Annotated in this window: 22 protein-coding genes; 20 read left to right on the top strand and 2 right to left on the bottom strand. The window is 33.1% G+C overall.

Features of this window, described 5'->3' with window-relative positions; all coding sequences use genetic code 11:
- Nucleotides 1-366, bottom strand: a 366-nt coding sequence (locus A9G07_RS09120; RefSeq protein WP_218060056.1) for a hypothetical protein, incomplete at its 3' end; no start/stop codon positions are given.
- 89 nt (nt 367-455) lie between these two features.
- Nucleotides 456-638: a hypothetical protein gene (locus A9G07_RS09115; RefSeq protein WP_065734903.1), complete on the bottom strand. Its 183-nt coding sequence runs from the start codon at nt 636-638 to the stop codon at nt 456-458.
- A gap of 221 nt (nt 639-859) precedes the next feature.
- Between A9G07_RS09115 and A9G07_RS09110 the strand changes: the two genes are divergently transcribed.
- From A9G07_RS09110 to A9G07_RS09020, 20 genes are all read left to right on the top strand, one after another.
- The gene (locus A9G07_RS09110; protein ID WP_218060055.1) at nt 860-1,048 is read left to right on the top strand and encodes a TraY domain-containing protein; all 189 of its coding nucleotides are present in this window, start codon (nt 860-862) and stop codon (nt 1,046-1,048) included.
- A 5-nt stretch (nt 1,049-1,053) separates the two neighbouring features.
- Nucleotides 1,054-1,674 (top strand): hypothetical protein, encoded by a 621-nt coding sequence (locus A9G07_RS09105; protein ID WP_065734901.1) that lies wholly within the window; start codon nt 1,054-1,056, stop codon nt 1,672-1,674.
- A gap of 70 nt (nt 1,675-1,744) precedes the next feature.
- Nucleotides 1,745-1,990 (top strand): conjugal transfer protein, encoded by a 246-nt coding sequence (locus A9G07_RS09100; protein WP_065734910.1) that lies wholly within the window; start codon nt 1,745-1,747, stop codon nt 1,988-1,990.
- Nucleotides 1,991-2,027: 37 nt separating this feature from the next.
- Nucleotides 2,028-2,393: a VirB3 family type IV secretion system protein gene (locus tag A9G07_RS09095; protein WP_065734900.1), complete on the top strand. Its 366-nt coding sequence runs from the start codon at nt 2,028-2,030 to the stop codon at nt 2,391-2,393.
- On the top strand, nt 2,362-4,758 hold the full coding sequence (locus A9G07_RS09090) for a VirB4 family type IV secretion system protein (protein ID WP_065734899.1): 2,397 nt from the start codon (nt 2,362-2,364) through the stop codon (nt 4,756-4,758). Before A9G07_RS09095 ends, A9G07_RS09090 begins: the two co-directional genes overlap by 32 nt.
- Before the next feature lie 4 nt (nt 4,759-4,762).
- Nucleotides 4,763-5,422, top strand: coding sequence for a type IV secretion system protein (locus A9G07_RS09085; protein ID WP_065734898.1), 660 nt, complete (start codon nt 4,763-4,765; stop codon nt 5,420-5,422).
- Nucleotides 5,423-5,424: 2 nt separating this feature from the next.
- Nucleotides 5,425-6,360 (top strand): type IV secretion system protein, encoded by a 936-nt coding sequence (locus A9G07_RS09080; protein WP_065734897.1) that lies wholly within the window; start codon nt 5,425-5,427, stop codon nt 6,358-6,360.
- A 9-nt stretch (nt 6,361-6,369) separates the two neighbouring features.
- Nucleotides 6,370-6,522, top strand: a complete 153-nt coding sequence (locus A9G07_RS12035; protein WP_176713965.1) for a hypothetical protein — start codon at nt 6,370-6,372, stop codon at nt 6,520-6,522.
- Nucleotides 6,519-7,265: a virB8 family protein gene (locus A9G07_RS09075; RefSeq protein ID WP_081303411.1), complete on the top strand. Its 747-nt coding sequence runs from the start codon at nt 6,519-6,521 to the stop codon at nt 7,263-7,265. Before A9G07_RS12035 ends, A9G07_RS09075 begins: the two co-directional genes overlap by 4 nt.
- On the top strand, nt 7,249-8,025 hold the full coding sequence (locus tag A9G07_RS09070) for a TrbG/VirB9 family P-type conjugative transfer protein (RefSeq protein ID WP_065734896.1): 777 nt from the start codon (nt 7,249-7,251) through the stop codon (nt 8,023-8,025). The genes A9G07_RS09075 and A9G07_RS09070 overlap by 17 nt, the downstream gene beginning before the upstream one ends.
- Nucleotides 8,015-9,220 (top strand): type IV secretion system protein VirB10, encoded by a 1,206-nt coding sequence (gene virB10, locus A9G07_RS09065; RefSeq protein ID WP_081303410.1) that lies wholly within the window; start codon nt 8,015-8,017, stop codon nt 9,218-9,220. The genes A9G07_RS09070 and virB10 overlap by 11 nt, the downstream gene beginning before the upstream one ends.
- Before the next feature lie 134 nt (nt 9,221-9,354).
- Nucleotides 9,355-10,371, top strand: a complete 1,017-nt coding sequence (gene virB11, locus A9G07_RS09060; RefSeq protein WP_065734895.1) for a P-type DNA transfer ATPase VirB11 — start codon at nt 9,355-9,357, stop codon at nt 10,369-10,371.
- A 2-nt stretch (nt 10,372-10,373) separates the two neighbouring features.
- Entirely contained in the window at nt 10,374-12,284 is a 1,911-nt protein-coding gene (locus A9G07_RS09055; protein ID WP_065734894.1) for a type IV secretory system conjugative DNA transfer family protein, read from the top strand.
- 41 nt (nt 12,285-12,325) lie between these two features.
- A complete protein-coding gene (locus tag A9G07_RS09050) occupies nt 12,326-12,625 on the top strand; it encodes a TrbM/KikA/MpfK family conjugal transfer protein (RefSeq protein WP_065734907.1) in 300 nt (99 codons plus the stop codon).
- A gap of 356 nt (nt 12,626-12,981) precedes the next feature.
- Nucleotides 12,982-13,305 carry a hypothetical protein gene (locus tag A9G07_RS09045; protein WP_065734893.1) on the top strand — a complete coding sequence of 108 codons (324 nt, stop codon included), beginning with the start codon at nt 12,982-12,984 and terminating at the stop codon, nt 13,303-13,305.
- An 822-nt stretch (nt 13,306-14,127) separates the two neighbouring features.
- Nucleotides 14,128-14,745: a CDP-alcohol phosphatidyltransferase family protein gene (locus tag A9G07_RS09040; RefSeq protein WP_065734892.1), complete on the top strand. Its 618-nt coding sequence runs from the start codon at nt 14,128-14,130 to the stop codon at nt 14,743-14,745.
- A gap of 3 nt (nt 14,746-14,748) precedes the next feature.
- The gene (locus A9G07_RS09035; protein ID WP_065734891.1) at nt 14,749-16,500 is read left to right on the top strand and encodes a bifunctional alpha/beta hydrolase/class I SAM-dependent methyltransferase; all 1,752 of its coding nucleotides are present in this window, start codon (nt 14,749-14,751) and stop codon (nt 16,498-16,500) included.
- 2 nt (nt 16,501-16,502) lie between these two features.
- Entirely contained in the window at nt 16,503-17,807 is a 1,305-nt protein-coding gene (locus A9G07_RS09030) for a phosphatase PAP2/dual specificity phosphatase family protein (protein WP_065734890.1), read from the top strand.
- Nucleotides 17,801-18,259, top strand: a complete 459-nt coding sequence (locus A9G07_RS09025; protein WP_065734889.1) for a hypothetical protein — start codon at nt 17,801-17,803, stop codon at nt 18,257-18,259. The genes A9G07_RS09030 and A9G07_RS09025 overlap by 7 nt, the downstream gene beginning before the upstream one ends.
- A gap of 38 nt (nt 18,260-18,297) precedes the next feature.
- Nucleotides 18,298-19,233: a phosphatidate cytidylyltransferase gene (locus A9G07_RS09020; protein ID WP_065734888.1), complete on the top strand. Its 936-nt coding sequence runs from the start codon at nt 18,298-18,300 to the stop codon at nt 19,231-19,233.
- Nucleotides 19,234-19,327: the final 94 nt, after the last annotated feature.

The raw sequence follows: 19,327 nt of genomic DNA, 5'->3' as shown, positions 1-19,327 counted from the left end.
TAATTCAATTGATAAATCAACATTATTATTTTTTAAGATAATAAAATTGAGAGGAATTGTTTTAAATTCATTTCCCCAAAAAAATACATTATTATCATCAAGAGAAATTTTATTTATTAGATAAAATTTACACATATTATCGATACTATAATAATCTAACGTTGTTATTTTCTTTTTTTGACTTAGTAATGTATTGTAAAAATTGAAAATATTAATATTTTCATTATTACTGAATATTTCAGCAGTTTTATCATTTAGAGGCGTAAACTTTTTATTTTTTTCTCTTATTCCGACTATATCAAATACTATATTTAACTTTGTATAAAGTTGTTGATAATTACTCTTATAATTAATATTATCTACCACGCCAACAATCCTTGAAGTTTAGTTGGTTTTCGTCCTTCGTCCTTGGCTGTCCCCCACAGGGAAGGGCGATCCTTTTTTGTAAATAAATTTTATTTTTTTTCCTTTTTTCTTTTATCTCCATCACCTTTTAATTGTTCAAATACTTCAGGTGATAAGCAATAAAATGCTTTTTTATTATGATTTAAAATTAATAAAATTTGATTATCTTTCATAAAAGACATCGGATTTTTTTTAAAATCCGAAATACCTATTATGTTTTGTTCAATTATCATTTTTATTCCTTCATATTGTGTGTTTTTTTGATTTAAATTTAGACCCAAATATAAATCCAAAAAAAGTAAAAATCAACAAATATAAAAAGTTGATCAATTGTTAATTAACTGTTGATCAACAACTGATTTATATACAAATATAAATTAGATTTTAGTCTATAAGATAATTTTAAAACGTTTAAAATTTAACTCATTATTTATTGGTATAGAAGGGGATGTGGATGCTTATGTATGAGAGAACAATAACAATTACATTAATTCTGGATGAAGAAACTAATAAGGCATTAATTCAAGCTACTAAAAATTCAAGAAGATCTAAAAGAACTGAAGCAACAATTAGGTTAAAAGATCACTTAAAAAAATATCCCTTCTCAAATGATAACTTTAGCCAAATTCAGAATGAAGGATAATCAAAATGAGCATTACAAAAGAATTGTTGATAACGTTAGCAATGCAATGTTCACCAAATATTCCTGTTGATGAAATACTTTTGCTTTCTGAAATAACTTCAAATCATACACAATTTTTAGTGACGACGATTGGTGAAAGTATTGACTATAAAAATGAACAAGAAGCAAAAAAGAAATTGAAATATTTTTTAGAAGAAAAGAAACCAGTCCAAATAGGAGCATTACAAGTAAATTCTTTATTGTTTGAAAAATATGATGTCGATCCGATGGATGGTTTCAATGTATGTAATGCTTTAAAAATCACCGAAAAAATTCTTAATGAATGCACGGTCGAAGAAATGGAAAAGGATCATTTCACTGATGATGAACGACTACGTGGGGAGCTTAATTGCTTTATATCAGCAAATGATGTAGGCAACTTAGAAAATGATGATAATCATCAAGCTATGCAAAAAAGGTTAAAAAAAAGTTTAGAAAATTATTTAAAAGGAGGTAATCAGGAAAAAATTATCGAGGCAAAAAAAGAAAAAGATATACAACAACAATCTAAAAAACGCTCAGTTGTGAGTGATGTAGAAACCCCCCTCAAAAACAAAGAGGTTTGGGATGTTTTTGGGGATTTTTAAAAATTATAAAAGGTTTTTTATGAACAGATTAAAATTTAATAAATTTCAATTGGTTATTTTTACTTTATTAATGTCATTCATTAACGTTGCTTCAGCAGCGGGAGGATTACAAGCTGGTACTTCTGCGTTAACAGAATTTAAAACTTGGTTATTCAGTATAGCTGGGATCGGTGCATTAGTTTATCTAATTTACAATATTACGATGGCATTTATGGAACGTAAACAATGGAATGAAGTTGGAATGGCTTTTCTTTATTGTAGTGTAGCTGGAGGTGCATTAGTTGGCGGGAACTGGATGTTAACACTTTTCCAATAGAAAAAGGGTTTTAATGACCCTTTACAAAGGTATTGTAATGGAAACAGATAAAAAAGTAGATGAGTATATTACTTATAACGGTTTTAATCGACCTGCTTTAGTGATGGGGGTTCCGCTCCTTTTATTATTAGGGATAGGTATGTTTGGAATGTTCGGTTTTTTTCTTTGTTTTGTTTTGTTCGGTTTTCTTAAAGCAATAATATTTCCTTTTATATCTGGAATGATTTTTTTTATTGTTAGGGCTATGTGTGAAACTGAACCAAATGCAATGAGAATTACAAAGTTGAGATTGAATGGTTTTTTACTGAAAGTACTACAACGTAACAACGTTATTAGTTTTCATTGTGGAGATATGTTTATAAGGCGTAAGTATGAAAAGCAAAAATTCAAATTCGAAAATTAGTAAAGAATCAAATCAACAATCGTCATCGATAGACAAATATATCCCAGACTATGGTTATCACTTGAGCGATAATATTATATCAATTGGTAGTAATAAATTATTGTGTACATTAGTTATTGATGGTATGCCATTTGAATCGGTTTCAGATAATCAAATTGAGTTAGCATTTTTAAACTTCAAAGATTATCTTACTGTATTAGGTAAAGAATATGGTGGTTCATTGGGAGTGTGGACACATCTAATTAAGAAAAAGGTAAAGTTAGATACAAAATACAATTTTGAAAATAATCTTTTTGCTCAGAAATTTGTTAATAAATATTGCAATCTATTCGATAACAATAATTTTTTTAAAACAGAATATTATGTCAGTTTCGTATTAAAAACGTCGGATATTATTGAAGGCATGGAGTTTTTGAACACAATAATAGAGCAATCCAAAGCCGTTTTAAAAACATTTAGTGTTACTGTTTTAGGAAGAAATGGTTTCAAATCAGAGATTGCGGAGTTTTTAGCATATTTACTAAATAATCAGTCACTTGATATTCCGCTTTCTGATACACCTATTCGACAACAAATACCCGAAAGTGAATGGTATTTTGGGTATGATTTATTGGAGATTAGAAATAAATCAACAACAAAAGTAAAGTATGCAACAAATTATATTCTGAAAGGTTTCTCTTTTAGAACAGTAATGGGCCAATGGGATTTTCTTTTAACGTTGCCTTATGAATTTGTACTCACACAATCTTTTATTTTTGCATCAACAACTAAAGTCCAGAAACAAATAGATCAACAAATAAATCAATTAGAATCATCCGGAGAAATGAGCGAAGCTATAGATGAACTTCTAATTGGTAAAGCTACTCTAGCTGAAGGCAAGGCAATGTTCGGTAGTTATCAAAGTTCTTTGACTGTTTTGGGTGAAACAGCTAAAGAAGCATTGGACGGAGGGACAAAAGTATCCAGTGAATTTTTGACTAGCGGGGGGGGCTTCAGTTTGATGAAAGCAACTATTGAGGGTTATCAAGCTTTTCTTAGTTGTTTACCCGATTCAAATTTGCGTCCCCTTGATTCTAGAAGAACTACAACTAATTTAGCATGTTTGTTTTCGATGCATAATTATTCATTCGGTAAAGAAAAAGGTAATCCGATTGGTGATGGAACGGCTATCATGCCTCTCAAAACTATTGCTGATGGATTGTATTTTTTTAATACCCATTATAGTCATCCTCATAAAAATGTTACAGGAAAAGCTATTGCTGGTCATTTTCTATTACTTGGTGCTACAGGTGCGGGCAAAACAACATTAGAAGGTGCAATAGCAACTTTTTTACAGCGATTTCATCCTATGATGTTCGGTATTGATTATAACCGTTCTCTTGAAATGACCTTCAGAGGTTTTGGTGGGGCTTATTTTTCTATAAAAGAAGGTGAATTTACTGGTTTTAATCCATTCCAGCTTGAAGAAGTTGCTAGTGATAGCTTGAAATCATTCTTATACCGTTGGGTTGAGTCTTGTGCTAGAGATGTAGATGCTAGAGTGACAGATGAAGACGCTGAAATAATTAGACGTTCTGTTAATGCTGTTTTAGAAATGCCTTTATTTATGCGTCGATTCGGTTTACTACTTTCGTCAATTAATAAAGGTTCAAGTCTTCGTTTACGTTTAAGTAAATATTGTGAAAGCGAAGGTGGAAAATTGGCTTGGGCGGTAGATAGCCCGACTAATACATTTAATCCTATTCATTATACAAAAGTAGGTTTTGATACTACAGTCGTACTTGAAAAAGATTCATCGGGTAATGACCATCCGGCATGTGAGCCTCTATTAGCAGTTTTGCTATATTATAAGCAGGTAATGCAACAACATAATGCGGGTAGGTTGATGCTAACGTTAATTGAAGAGTTTTGGAAACCTGCGAATTATCCGACCACACAAGAATTAATTAAAAGCACGTTAAAAGCTGGTCGGATTAAAAATGAGTTTATAGGACTTGTTTCACAATCTCCTGCGGATGCTATTAAGTGTAACATTTTTGAAGCTATTGTTGAGCAAACACCGACAAAAATATTCTTACCAAATCCTGATGCCGAATATAAAAATTCATATGAAAAAGTCGGTCTAACAGTTAAAGAGTTTGATCGATTACGACGTCTAGATCTTGCTAGTCGTACATTTCTTATTAAGCAATCTAATTCATCATGTTTTGCAAAAATGGATCTAGAAGGTTTTGACGAGTATTTACCGATCATATCAGGTACCCATAAAGGAATTGAAATTTGTGAAAGAATTAGAAAAGAGGTTGGAGATGATCCAACAATTTGGATGCCTATTTTCATAGAAGAAATATTACGAAAGGAGTAATAAGATGAAAAAATTGTTTTTATTAATGTGGTTATTTATTAGTTTTAATTCCTATTCAACTGGTATTCCAACCGTTGATGCAGCTGCAATAGCTCAAACGGTACAAAATGCATTACAGCAGGCTCAACAAGCGTTGGAGCAATTAAACGCTTTAAAAGAACAAATTGAAGAAGCAAAAAATATTAATGAAAAATTGAAAAAAGAATCAGAAGAGCAACTTCGTCGATTTGAGGGAAATTGGGGGCTTGGTAATGTGTTTGTTGATCCTACTATTTCGAGTTATTTAAACATTGATGATTGGAAAACTGAGATGAATGATTCTCAAAATTTGTCATCATTGCGTGAAAAATTTGGGGTAACTTCTAAATCAGAATCATTTCAAAAAAACATCGATTCTTTGCTGGTTTCTTATGATCTCATGCAACAGTCATATGAAGCCAGTACAAAACGAGCTGAAAACATCGTTGAATTAGCAAAATTGTTAAATGAAGCAAAAACACCGCAGGAAAAAGAAGATTTAAATAATCGTTTGGCTTTTGAGATAGCACAAAATCAAATTGATAAAACTCGAATTGATACGATGGCTAAACTTTTAGAACAACAGGACAGACTTAAAAAAAATAAAATGGCTGTCGAGTTTGAAAAGTTTTATCGAGGTAAATAAGAATGGCTTTGGGCGACAGCGTTTTAACCAGTCTTTATAATAATGTGTCTAATCTCGTCAACTCACAAATAGCGTCGAATGTCACATCAATAAGTACTGCTATCTTGCCACTAATTCTTGCGGCAATCATGGCGTATTGCGTTTATGTCGCATGGCAGATTGTTACTGCTCAGAATGACATGTTTATAACGGACATATTGAAAAATATGGTGATGATTGTTCTGGTTGGCGCTGTTTGTTACTCGGCCGGATATTATCAAAAATATGTTATACCCTTTGTTTTGGAAGCGGGTGACAATCTAAGCTCCGCACTTTTCGGTAGTAATAGTGTAAGTACAACCATGTTAGATGAATTTATGGCATCGATCAATAAATCACTTGAACTATTGGAAGAACAAATGACATTTGGTTGGAGTGATGATTGGGGGTTAGCTATGCAAGCCGTTTTCAATTGGCTTTTACTTTGGTTAACCTCTGCCGTTTTTGCGTTATATGCAACGGCATATTTGCTTGTTGCAAAACTAATGGTTGCTATCTTGATGTCTGTTGGCCCGATATTTATTTGTCTATCAATATTCCCAGCCACTAGAGGGATGTTTACATCATGGTGTAGTCAATGTGCTAACTATATTTTATTAACACTTGGATATTGTATTGTTTTGAAATTATTTATTTCATTTATTACTGAGAAATTTGAAACAGAAAAACTTAATTTTGAGGGAGTATATCAAATCGTTATTGTGATGTTTATAGGCATTTATATTCTCGGACAAGTGGGAACATTGATTTCAAGTTTAACTGGTGGTGTGGGTATAAATAGTTTAAATGGCAATATGAATAGTATGTTAGGCCGTATGGGAGGCTTAGGTGCTAAGGCCGGTAAAAAATTAGCTAAAAGTATAAGTGGTCTAATGAAAGGTAAAGGTAAAGGGGGATAGGTGGTTAATATGTTGAAAGTTCTATTATCGAGTTTTGTTTTTGTCAGTGTAATTAGTTGTTCTGCTCCTGTGCCAAAACAACCAAAGGGTAAGTGGGAAATGGTTAATCCTGCTATTCAAAAGCAAGGACAATTAAACACAGAGCAAGGAGTAAATAAGTGACAAAAGAATATTACGATGAAAATATAGAGAAAATACAAATGGCATCAAAAGCATTGACGTCAGAACAGAAAAAAGAAGCTGATTTATATTATAAATCCATCCAGAATTTTATTGTGAATGAAAATGAACGTAATTCCAAATTCTTAAAAATGGGGTGGAAACTGACGATAGTGCTTGGTATTTGTTGTGTTTTGCAAAGTATTGCACTTACAGTTTTAACCCCTTTAAAAACTGCTGTTCCATATGTTATGCGAGTAGATTCAACGAGTGGTTATATTGATATTGCCAAACCTTTAGCTGACGATAAAGTCACATATGATGAGGTTTTGTCTAAATACTTTTTAAAAGAATTCGTCATAAATCGAGAGTCATATGATTGGGATACCATTCAAAATATGTTTGATATAACAAAGTTACTAAGTAATAACAATGTATTTTCTGAATATGAGTTTAATATTCAAAGTGCGTTATCTCCTTTAAAAGTCTTGAGAAAGGATAAAAAAATTGTTGTAACCGTTCGTGGGATTACATTCATTAATAATTTAGCACAAGTTCGGTTTGTAAAATTGGTTAAAAATAAAGATGGTACGCCAGCAGCTGGTTATAAGCCAACAACTTGGATAGCAACAATAGATTTTGATTATAAAAAAGAAATTAAAACTGAAGCGGAACGACTTGAAAATCCGTTAGGTTTTGAGGTTATTAGTTATCGGGTGGATGTAGAAAATGTCGAAGTTAAATAAATATAAATATCTTATTTGTCCTCTTATTTTTTGTATTTCAGTCTCTGTATTTGCTGAGATTAATCCGCAACGTACTCGTTATGATAAAAGAGTACAAGTTGTTAAATATAATAGAGATGATGTAACAAAAATCAGTGTTAAAGAAGGTGTTTCAACCCTTATTCAATTAGATAAATCAGAAGTTTTAACAACAAATAATGCCGGAATGGGGTTAGGAGATCCGCTTGCATGGAATGTTTCTGTTAGAGCTAATAATATTTTTATTAGACCGATTGCTAAACAACCTGATACTAATGTAACACTCGTTACTAATAAGCGAACGTATATTTTGAGTCTAAAAACAGCGTCTAGCGCAGATAACGCAAGCTGGCTTGTTAGATTTTCATATCCAGAAAATGAAGTAAACGAAGAACGAACTACACCATGTTCAACTAGTTTTATGAATTGGAATTACTATAAAAAAGGGGATAAAGAATTATCTCCTTTAGCTATATGGGATGATGGACGTTTTACTTGTATGCGCTTTTCATCTTCAAAAGATTTACCGATTGTTTACAGAGTAATGGAAGATGGAAAAGAGGCTATTACTAATACACATCTAGAACGTGATGTGATGGTCATACATGAAATTAGTAATAACTTTATGCTTAGGCTTGGAGACAGAGTAATGGCCATAAAAACTAATAGTAGTATTCCACAGTCATACAATGACGATGGTACGACAACTGGAGAGAAGAGGGCTGTAATTAATGACTTCTAATGATCAAATTAATGATAATGAGGATTATATTCCCCCATTAACAGGCAAAGAGGTAAAAGATAGAGGAAAAATAAATGTAACAGGGCGTTCAAAAAATAAAAAAGTGATGATGTTAGTCGTGTTACTATCAATTTTTTTTATAGTACTACTTATTTTAAGTTCTATTTTATTTCGTACTAGTGAAGATTCATCATATGAAACTAAAAAAGATGAAGCGCTTAATATTGGGGGGGACTATAACAATAAATCTAGTATTAATTCGACGATGGCTGAGATACTCAGACAAGAAGAACAGAGAAAACAGGAAGAGGCTGATAGAAAAAGAAAGCTAGAAGAGGCTGAACTCAAAAGAAAAGCTGAAGAAGAAGCACAGCGTCAAAAACTTTTAAAGGAAGCAGAGCTGTTAGCTGAGAAGAATAGCAATTCAGATTCACCCAATGGCAGTACCGGATCAGGTATTTCTAATGATAAACAACAGACCCCAGCTGATAGAAAGTTGTTGGGTGAGACACTGGTCGTTATCTCATCAGGTAATGAATCTAGAGAGAGTTCAAGTAGTGATTCCAGTTTGAATGATACATTGAGGGGTGAAGATTTTGAAAATGGGAGTATATCCCAGCTTGAAGATCTGAAGTTTTTGTTATCTAGAGGTACTTTATTGCCCTGTGTGTTAAAAACAAAAATTGTGACTGATTATCCAAGCGTGCCTATATGTATTCTAACTAAAGATATTTATTCAAGTAATGGTGATGTTTTATTATTGCGAGCAGGAACCACGTTTATGGGTGAACAGAAAAAAGTTATAAAACAAGGAAAAGCTAGAGTATTTGTTAACTGGACTACAGCACAGGACGGAAAAATCCGTATTAAAATTGATAGTCTGGGTACAGATACGCTTGGTGCAAGTGGTGCACCTGCTTGGGTTGACACTCACTTTTGGGAGCGTTTTGGCGGAGCTATTATGCTGTCTTTTGTAGATGATGCTTTTAAAACTGTATCTAATAATTTATCGAAAAGTGATAACCGAATCAGTTATGATTCGACAACCGACTCCATGAATAACATGGCATCAATTGCTCTTGAAAATACTATTAATATTCCGCCTACAGCATATATAAATCAAGGGACGATGCTTTATATTTTAGTGCCTCGTGATGTCGATTTTAGAGATATATATAGGACAGTAAGAAAATAGGAGATAACAATGATCAATAAAATGACCATAGTTGAAAAGCTGAGGAAAAATCCAATTTTACATTATTTAACAGAGGGAGTCCCGAGCGTAACACTTAGTGTTACAACTAATTATGAGATGGTTGGATAAACCTAATGAATATTCCACATAATAAGTTGATGGCATATCAATTTCTTAAGAAAGTTGGTATTCAGGAAATATTAGATCTAGAAGGAATAACCGAAGTAGCTGTTAATCAGCCTAATAGAATTTGGTTTGATCGGGGAAATGGCTGGGAATTTATAGATGAGCCTAGAGTAGATTATGCGTCATTAGAGCAATTAGCAACGGTTTTATCTGTTATGAGTAACGATGGTATCCCTTTAGATTTTAATAATCCAGTTTCGTCAGTTATTTTGCCAGATGGCGAACGGGGACAAATAGTAATTCCACCAATGGTCGAGGATGGTAGTATATCAATGACATTTAGAAAGCCCTCAAAATCAAGGTTTACCTTGTCTGACTATGAAAATACAGGAAGATTGAGAGGCTTCAAATATGCAAGTCGAGCAAGTAATGATTTAACTGATCAACAGGCGATCTTATATAAGCTTTATAAGGAGGAAAAAATAAAAGATTTTTTCACTATGGCTGTTGAAAATCGCCTAAATATTTTGCTTGTTGGGGGAACAGGTTCAGGTAAAACAACAATAATGAAGGCATTAGTTGATCTTTACCCTCCAACAAGAAGAATATTTACTATTGAAGATGTTCATGAGCTTGATTTACCCAATCATCCCAACCATTTACATCTTTTCTATAAAAATAAAGTTCGTCCTCCTAGATACGTTATTGAATCATGCATGCGTATGAAGCCAGATCATATATTTTTAGCTGAATTACGTGGAGATGAAGCATGGAACTATATTGAAGCATTAAATACAGGTCACTCGGGGAGTGTAACCACTACACATGCAAATGATTGCTATAGTGCATTTAGTCGTATTACTGGACTGGTCAAGCAATCAGAAGACGGCAGAACATTAGATTATGATCACATTTTTAAGATTGTTAGGTCATCAATCGATATTGTTTGTTTTTTTAAAGGTTCGTTTTTAAAAGAAATATTTTTTGATCCTATGGAAAAAAATGAAATTTTAGCAATGGGTTAAACATGATTAGACAAAAAAAAATAGGCTTATTCTGTTTCTCTTTACTGGTTATTTTAGCATTTACTATTGGTAGTCAGTATGTGGCTGGCCTCATCTTTATGAAAATGAAAGGGTTAGATTTAGCTTCTCTAGGGATTTTTAGTTTTTGGAAATATTACTTTAATTACCGTCAATTCGACAGTAATCAAGTTGCATTTATTTGTGGTTTCATTGGTATGGTCATTACTTTTTTATTGCCGTTCTTTTTTACCATATTTATTTTATTAAATTTACGAAAAAGGGAAGAATTGTTTGGAAGTGCAAGACTTGCAAATGATATGGACTTATCTAAAAGTGGACTTTTTCCTTCCGATAAAGAACTGATAGAAAGTAAACATCCTGCTGTATTAATCGGTAAGATGCATAAAGGACGTTATAAAGGTAAGTTTTTGCAATTTATTGGTCAACAATTTATTTATATTGCCGCTCCGACTCGATCGGGAAAAGGGGTCGGTATTGTTATACCAAATCTTCTAAATTATCGAGATAGTGCTGTAGTTCTCGATATTAAGCTGGAGAATTTTATTTATACGGGAGGATATAGAAAATCTAGGGGACAAGAAGTATTTTTATTTTGCCCTGATGGTTATTCATTCACTGATGCAGAGTTTAATAAATTCAAAAGCTCAGATAAATTCAAATCGATGTCTGAAGAAGAACAAAATGACATTATCAATAGATATGAAAAAGGCGAGCTTCTGCGATCTCATCGATATAATCCTTTAACTTATATAAATCGAAATCCTAATTTTAGGGATGGCGATATTATGATTATTAGTAAGATTTTATATCCAAATAGTGGGGGAGATAATGATGTATGGAATGAACTAGCAAGTAACCTATTCAAGGGTTTAGTGTTGTATATGCTCGATCTCGAATACACTGGCATGCCAGTTACTATGGCCCAATTATTAAGTCTAACTTCACCAGAGCAAGGTTTGGCAACATGGATGGACGAAGAAATCGAAATTGCAGATCTAAAAGGTCGGCCACTTTCAGATGGCTGTATTGCTGAATTCCGGCGTTTCATTGCTACGCCAGAAAGAACACAGGGTAGTATTTTATCTACTCTTACCGCTCCACTGTCCATATTTACTAATGCAGCTTGTAAAGCTGCAACTTCCGGTGACGATTTTGATTTGCGTGACGTTCGAACTAAGAGAATGTCTATTTATCTCGGACTTGCTCCGACTTCATTAATGACTTATGCAAAATTGACAAATCTTTTTTTTAGTCAATTAATTTCTGTTAATACTAAAACATTACCGGAACAAGACCCATCTTTGAAATATCAGTGTCTGTTAGTATTAGATGAATTTACATCTATGGGTAAGGTTGAAATAATAGAAAAATCAATCGCTTATACGGCTGGATATAATCTTAGATACATGATAATTATACAGGCTAGGGGACAAATAGAAAACGATAAACTTTATGGAAAGGAAGGAGCTAAAGTATTAATAGAAAACTGTGCAGTACAAATAAATTATCCGCCAAAATTAGTTTCTGATGATGCAAAAATTATCAGTGAAACCATTGGTAAAAAAACAGTCAAAGTAAAAAATAAATCAAATTCACGTTCTAAAGGTGGGGCATCTAAAAGTGATAATTTTTCGGAGCAGGGACGGGATGTTTTATTACCACAAGAAGTTGTAGAACTTGGCTCAGAAGTTTATACAACTCGTGCGGGTAAAAAAACTAATTTAGGGATTAATGAAATTGTGATCATGGAAAAAGTTCGCCCTTTTATTGCTCATAAAATAGTTTATTTTGATGAACCGGCTTTTATTGAAAGAAAAATTTTTTCTGAAAACAACATTATAGATGTTCCGTTACTAAAATTTAATTCATTTAGACCTACTCATATAGTTTAAAGATATGATGTACCAGAAATAAAGGAGAATCAATTATGAAAATGAAAAAACTACTAGTTGTTCCATTAGTTGTTTGCTCAATGTTAATAGCACCATCGGTATTTGCTAAAAGTGATCCGTGCAAAGTTGTTATGTGCATGTATGGTAAAATGAATGGGGCAAATCCATCCGAATGTTCTTCAGCAGTAAAAGACTTTTTTAGTATAGTTTCTAAAAAACATGGAAAATTTAATATTGGTCGTACAGCTAGTGCTAGAAATAGCTTCTTAAACAGCTGTCCTACTGCTGATCCAAAAATTGTTAAAAAAATTATTTCTAAATTTGGAGTTTTAAGACATTAATTAGTAGATAATTTAAAAGCCCTTTAGGGCTTTTAAAGAAAAATATTAGAGTATTCAAGCAGAAAATCCAGAGTTAGGGAAAGCTATTGCTTATGCTCTTGGAAATTGCGAAAAAACTGGTTATCATTAATGTGGTGATGATACTTTACTTTGTGTGTTGGGCATTTATTTGTGTTAGCATCACTAGAGAAGCATAATTCTGATTATAAAAAATGGAATTTCTCATTGCTTCAAATATTAACGATAAATAACAATTTTCTATAGTTCTAAGCGCTGCACAATCGTGTTTTTTGGATTTATCTGATGAAGTTAAATTTTAAAAAATTAAAAATAATATAAATTAATAGGAGAAAATAATGATTTTAAAAAAAGTAATTGCAGTTTGCCTTTTTTCTATTGCCCTAGCTGGTTGTAATGATAATGTTTCAGGAAAATTTTCTGGAACGTGGGTAGAGCCTGATGCTGACTCTAATTCGAGTATCGTTACAATTACTGCAAAAGGTGATCATTATGAAGTGAATCATGTCGCCCCTATTATAAAAAGAAATTCAACATTTGATGTGAAGGAAGATTCTAATTATTTAAGAAGTATGAGTACTAATCGTATCGAATATACTTTACTCTCACCAAATGAACTTGCGTTCGGTAATAAGAAAAAAGTCATGTGGATCAAGAAGTAGAAATTGTATGATATCATGAATGGTACTTGTTACCATTTATGGTTGACTAAAAATTTGTTATAATTACCACAAGTCAAACTTTTCATGGTGTTGCCCATAGTCGAAGCATATAAATTTATATCTTTTGTCCATTCCCTTTGGAATTAGTTTTATTATTGATTAATCATAATTTCCCACCATTTAAATTGAATTACTGTTAACTGCTTTTGACATTTTAGAATATTTCAAACCCACTAATTTAATCAGTTATATACAACTTGCTTAAACAAGCTATCTTTTTTCAATGTAGTGTTTCTTTTATTGACCTTTTCTGTCTTGTAAACAGTATTTGATGGCATCAATTTGATTGATGCTATTTTTATGATCCAAAACTCTATCATGATATCTGCTTATACATTTTGATCATGCTCACAATGTTGCCAGACATGGCATATTTTATGAGCTAGTTTTGATAGCGTTTCTCTCAGCGAACGTTTAACAAAATAATTTGGGTTTAATTTTAGTTCACTAATAGTTGATTGGTCTGTGAGACGATCAGCAGAAAAGTATCCAAATGTGTATTTATCAGATTGTAAAGTAATTAGAAGATTTGCTAATTCATTATTGAATAGATTTTCATTAGAAAAATTATATGATTACTTTAGCTCTTGATATGCAACTATTGATAGTTTAATCATTTGTAATGATTTTTTTAAATTATTGTGTTGGAAAATACAAAAAAAGTAATCCTTAAATAATTTTTCATTAATCACTCCCTTTATATAGCTCATTAAAGTATACTCAATTACAACGTATTGTTTAATTATGGATAAAGGGACGAAAATGTTTTCTGTTTATCAATTAAAATCGCGCTTTCAAGCATTGCTTCGTCCTTATGTGAAGTTGCTATATGATTCACAAATAACTGCCAATCAGGTGACAATAGGTGCTTGTGTTGGGTCGATATTAGTTGCTATGTTTGTAGGTTATTTTGCAGATCATCTATGGTTATTTTTGTTAATACCATTATGGATGTTTATTAGGATGGCACTCAATGCGATTGATGGTATGCTAGCAAGAGAATATAACCAAAAATCTAATCTTGGTTCTTATTTAAACGAGATTTGTGATGTGGTTTCTGATTCTGTATTACTATTAATCTTTACTCAATTGAATCAGGTCAATAACATTTTAGTTATTTTAGTCGTTTTGTTATCCTTTTTAACTGAGTTTGCTGGAGTACTCGGTGTGATGATTGGTAGCACACGACGTTATGATGGCCCCATGGGTAAAAGTGATCGGGCTTTTGTTTTTAGCCTAATAAGTTTAGGCATTTCTACCTATTTGTTACCACTTGATTGGCTTAATACTGTATTGTGGCTAATTATCTTTTTGTTATTAATTACGGTAGTTAATAGAGTTAGGAAGGGATTGCAAGAATCAACAAGTATCAAGGATTAGCTTATGCGTGAACAGCAGCAAAAAACATTTATTAGTCATGATGGTTGTCAATTATTCTATCGTTATTGGCCAGCTGTCGAGACTAATGATCAAATGACTTCAAAAGCAATTGTACTTTTTCATCGAGGTCATGAACACTCTGGACGAGTAGCCCATTTGGCTGATGAACTTGATTTACCTGACTTTCATATTTTTGCTTGGGATGCGAGAGGAAACGGTCAATCAGAAGGTGAGCGTGGTGATGCTCCCAATTTTGCCACGCTAATTAAAGATGCTGATTGTTTTATTAAGCATATCATTGAGGAATACTCTTTGACTATGCAAGATATTGCCATTATCGCTCAAAGTGTAGGGGCGGTAATTGCAAGCGCTTGGGTGCATGATTATGTGCCAAATATTCGCGCCTTGGTTTTAGGATCACCCGCATTTAGCGTTAAGTTATATGTACCATTAGCTGTGCCAGGACTTAAGTTACTGTATAATCTAAAAGGAAATTTTTTCGTAAATAGTTATGTCAAACCGAATTTATTAACGCATGATGTTAGTCGGGCTGAATCTTTTAATAAAGATTCATTAATTACTCGACCTATTTCAGTTAGATTATTGCTTGATCTTTATGCGGTATCAGATCGAATTGTTAAAGATGCCAACGCCATTACTGTTCCCACTCAATTACTCGTTTCTGGCTCTGATTTTGTGGTGCGTCGTAAACCGCAGAAAATTTTTTATGATAATTTGGGAACAAACCAAAAAGAGTTCCATATCTTACCAAAATTTTACCACGATACGTTTGGCGAGAAAGATCGTTACATGGCTATCGATAGGGCGAGGCGGTTTATACAAGGCTGTTTTGCAAATCAACCCAATGTTCCGGTATTAACAAATGCTGATCGAGTTGGTTATACTCGCATGGAAACCGATAAATTAGCATTACCGCCTTCTGGATGGATTAAGTCATGGTATTGGAAGTGTGTTCGAGCGACCTTAAAACATGCTGGTAAAATGTCGGATGGTATCAAGCTAGGCTTAGAAACAGGATTTGATTCAGGTAGTACACTAGATTATGTTTATCGAAATGAACCTTCTGGTTCTTCTAAACTCGGTCAATTTTTTGATTATCTCTATTTGCAATCTATTGGCTGGCGAGGTATTCGACAACGTAAAAACCATTTAGAGCAATTGTTAAAGCAAACTATCGAAAAGCTACAATCTGATGAAGTTAACATTGTTGACATAGCTGCAGGACATGGTCGTTACATTCTAGAAACGATTAATCAAATTGCCCATAAACCAAATTCGGTTTTATTACGTGATTATAGTGATATCAATATTCGTGATGGGCGAATACTCATAGAACAACAAGGTTTAAGTGATATTGTCCGTTTTGAAAAAGGTGATGCATTTAGTCGTAATGAACTTTCACAACTATCTCCAAAACCTAATTTAGCGGTGGTTTCAGGCTTATATGAATTGTTTGATGATAATCAGTTATTACGTGAATCTTTGTTAGGGTTGTCCGATGTGATTCCAGCAGGGGGATATTTAATTTATACCAATCAACCTTGGCATCCTCAACTTGAATTTATTGCTAGAGCTTTAACCTCTCATCGAGAAGGGAAAGCGTGGATTATGCGACGACGGACTCAACTTGAGATGGATCAGTTAGTTGAGGAAGCTGGATTTACTAAAGTTACCATGTTGGTAGATCAGTGGGGTATTTTTACCGTTTCGCTTGCACAACGAAATTCGAATTAATTATGCTAAAAGTATTTAACCGACTTAACTTTTATAAGTGTATATGGTTAGTCGGTTTATCGGTGTTCTTTTTTACTAGTTACAATTTTGCTAACTGGTTTACGTCTCAACGTGAGGGGGTACCGAGTCTGTTTTTTAGTTGGGAGCGTAATATTCCACTTTGGCCATGGACGATTGTTCCTTATTGGTCTATCGATCTCATGTATGGATTCGCCATTTTACTAACATCTTCATGGCAATCTCTTAAGACTCTTGGTTTACGGCTGTTAACGGCGCAAATCATTTGTATTATTTGTTTTTTGCTTTTTCCACTGAAATTCTATTTTGATCGTCCGGCTTTGGACGGATTTTTTGGTTTGATGTTTGATATTTTGATGGGATTTGATAAGCCATTTAATCAAGCTCCTTCATTACATATTACGTTATTAGTTATTTTATGGCAGTTTTACGCTAACTATTTTCGTGGATTGAGTCGTTATCTTTTACATATTTGGTGCTTGTTAATTGGACTTTCAGTTTTAACCACTTGGCAGCATCATTTTTTTGATATTCCAACTGGATTATGGGTTGGGTGTTTTTGTATTTGGTTATGGCCAGATAAGAGAGAAAAACAGATGAAACATCGACCGTCAAGCTATTGCTGGGCATTGATTTATTTTGGTTTGAGCTTGTTATCACTGGCCGTTGTTGTCTATTATTCTGTATGGGCTCTATTATGGTTGGCAGGTGCTTTGTTATTGGTTGCTGCTAACTATTTGTTCTCATCAGGCTTTCAAAAACAACAAAATGGCCATTTTAAGCTTCCCGTTATTTTGCTTTTTTTCCCATATTTTATCATTATGTGGTTAAATTCAAGAATATGGACCATCAGCCATCAAACTGATGATTTGATCGTTGATGAAGTTTATTTAGGCCGCATTCCATCAAGTCAAAGCTTAAAGCAAAATCATTATAATTCCGTGGTAGATTTGTGCGCTGAGTTACCAATTGGGCATTTTAAAGGTGAATATACTCTTATTCCCGTTTTAGATATGACCCCACTTTCACAGGAAGAGTGTCAACAAGCCGCGAGAACTATTGAACTTTATCATCAACAAGGTAAATTATTAGTTTGTTGTGCTTTAGGCTATTCTCGAAGTGCAACCGCTGTGATTGCGTGGTTATTATGGACGAAAAGAGCTAATAATCTACAAAAAGCAATGAACAAAGTAAAAGCTTGTCGGAATTCGATTGTGATATCTAAACAACAACAATTGATTTTATCCAATTGGTTTTCAACGATTAAAGAAGGGATAGGGAGATGTTAAGTTCGGACCCATTGCAAAATAGTATTAGCAAAACCGATTTAGAGATATTTTGTCATTTTTTATCAATTAGCAAACAGATTGATATTTATTCTATGCTTTTATCAGTATTGGGTGCTTTTGTTGCTTTGATAAGTTTTGGGGAAGGGTCTTTAACCATTTTTTGTTTGATTATTTTTCTCCTTGGTTTAATAAGTAAATATTACGCTATAAGAGTCGCTTTTGATAAAAAGTTATTTGAATATTTAGCCAATCATTCAGACCATTTACAAAATGAGTTGTTGGCGATGGATAAGGCGTTAATCAATTTAAAACTCATTAATGCTCCAACATTAAGGACAGTGGATGATCGCCAAAAGGGAGTTTTATCGCTGTTAAGATTCCAAATAATTTTATTTTTATTACAAAATTGTTTAATCGTTTTTGCTGTCATTAATGGTATTATCAATAATTAACTGATTTTTTAGGAACATTACACACAAGGAGAATTAAGATGTCCCATTATCAATATGATACAGTGTTATTGTTTTTGGGAATCGGTCTGTTTTTGTTAGTGGCATCGATAATTGGTCAGATTCTAAAATACCGCTTCAAATCACCCAGTATTGATAATTTAAATGCTCGAATTAATGCTTGGTGGGTGATGGTAGCCATTATTGGTGGGGCTTTTTGGTTAGGTCAATTGGCAGTGATATTTTTGTTTTTTATTGTTTCTGGCTTAGCTTTACGTGAGTTCCTTATTTTAACGCCGATTAATCGCTACGACTATTTTGCATTAATTTTTGCATTTGGTATCGCTTTACCTGTGCAATATATTTTGGTCGCTTATGCTTGGTATGGTCTATTCAGCATCTTCATTCCGGTTTATGCTTTTTTGTTCCTGGCAATATTTGCTACGATTACAGGCTCGACCCGAAATTTTTTAGAAAGAATAGCGGATGTACAATGGGGATTGATGATTACGGTTTATTGTATTTCATGTGTGCCAGCATTATTAGTGTTGGACATCGAAAATTATCAAGGTCGTAACCTATTATTAATCGCTTATTTGGTACTCGTCGTTCAGCTATCAGATGTATTGCAATACGTTTTTGGAAAATTATGTGGAAAACATAAAATTAGTCCAAATGTCTCACCAGCAAAAACGATAGAAGGGTTTGTTGGCGGTATTTTATCAGCCAGTTTTATTGGGGCATGTATGTTTTGGATTACGCCTTTTACTTTTCTGCAATCGGGTTTAATTTCGCTTATGATTACACTTCTGGGCTTTTTTGGGGGATTAGTGATGTCTGCCATCAAACGTGATCGGGGTGTAAAAGACTGGGGAAGACTTATAGGTGGTCATGGAGGAATACTTGATCGCTTCGATTCAATCTGTTTTGCTGCTCCAATTTTTTTCCATGTGGTGAGATATTTCTGGATAGGTTAATTTTAGTAACAAAAAGTCATTAATAATAAGAATGTTATGAATAAATTTCAAAAATTAACGCTAAAAAAGAGCAAAAAAAATGAATTTATGATAT

The organism is Gilliamella sp. wkB72 (genome assembly GCF_001693745.1).
Lineage (GTDB): Bacteria > Pseudomonadota > Gammaproteobacteria > Enterobacterales > Orbaceae > Gilliamella > Gilliamella apicola_E.
Note: the sequence above shows the minus strand (reverse complement) of the source record. Positions and strands in the feature narration are given on the sequence as shown.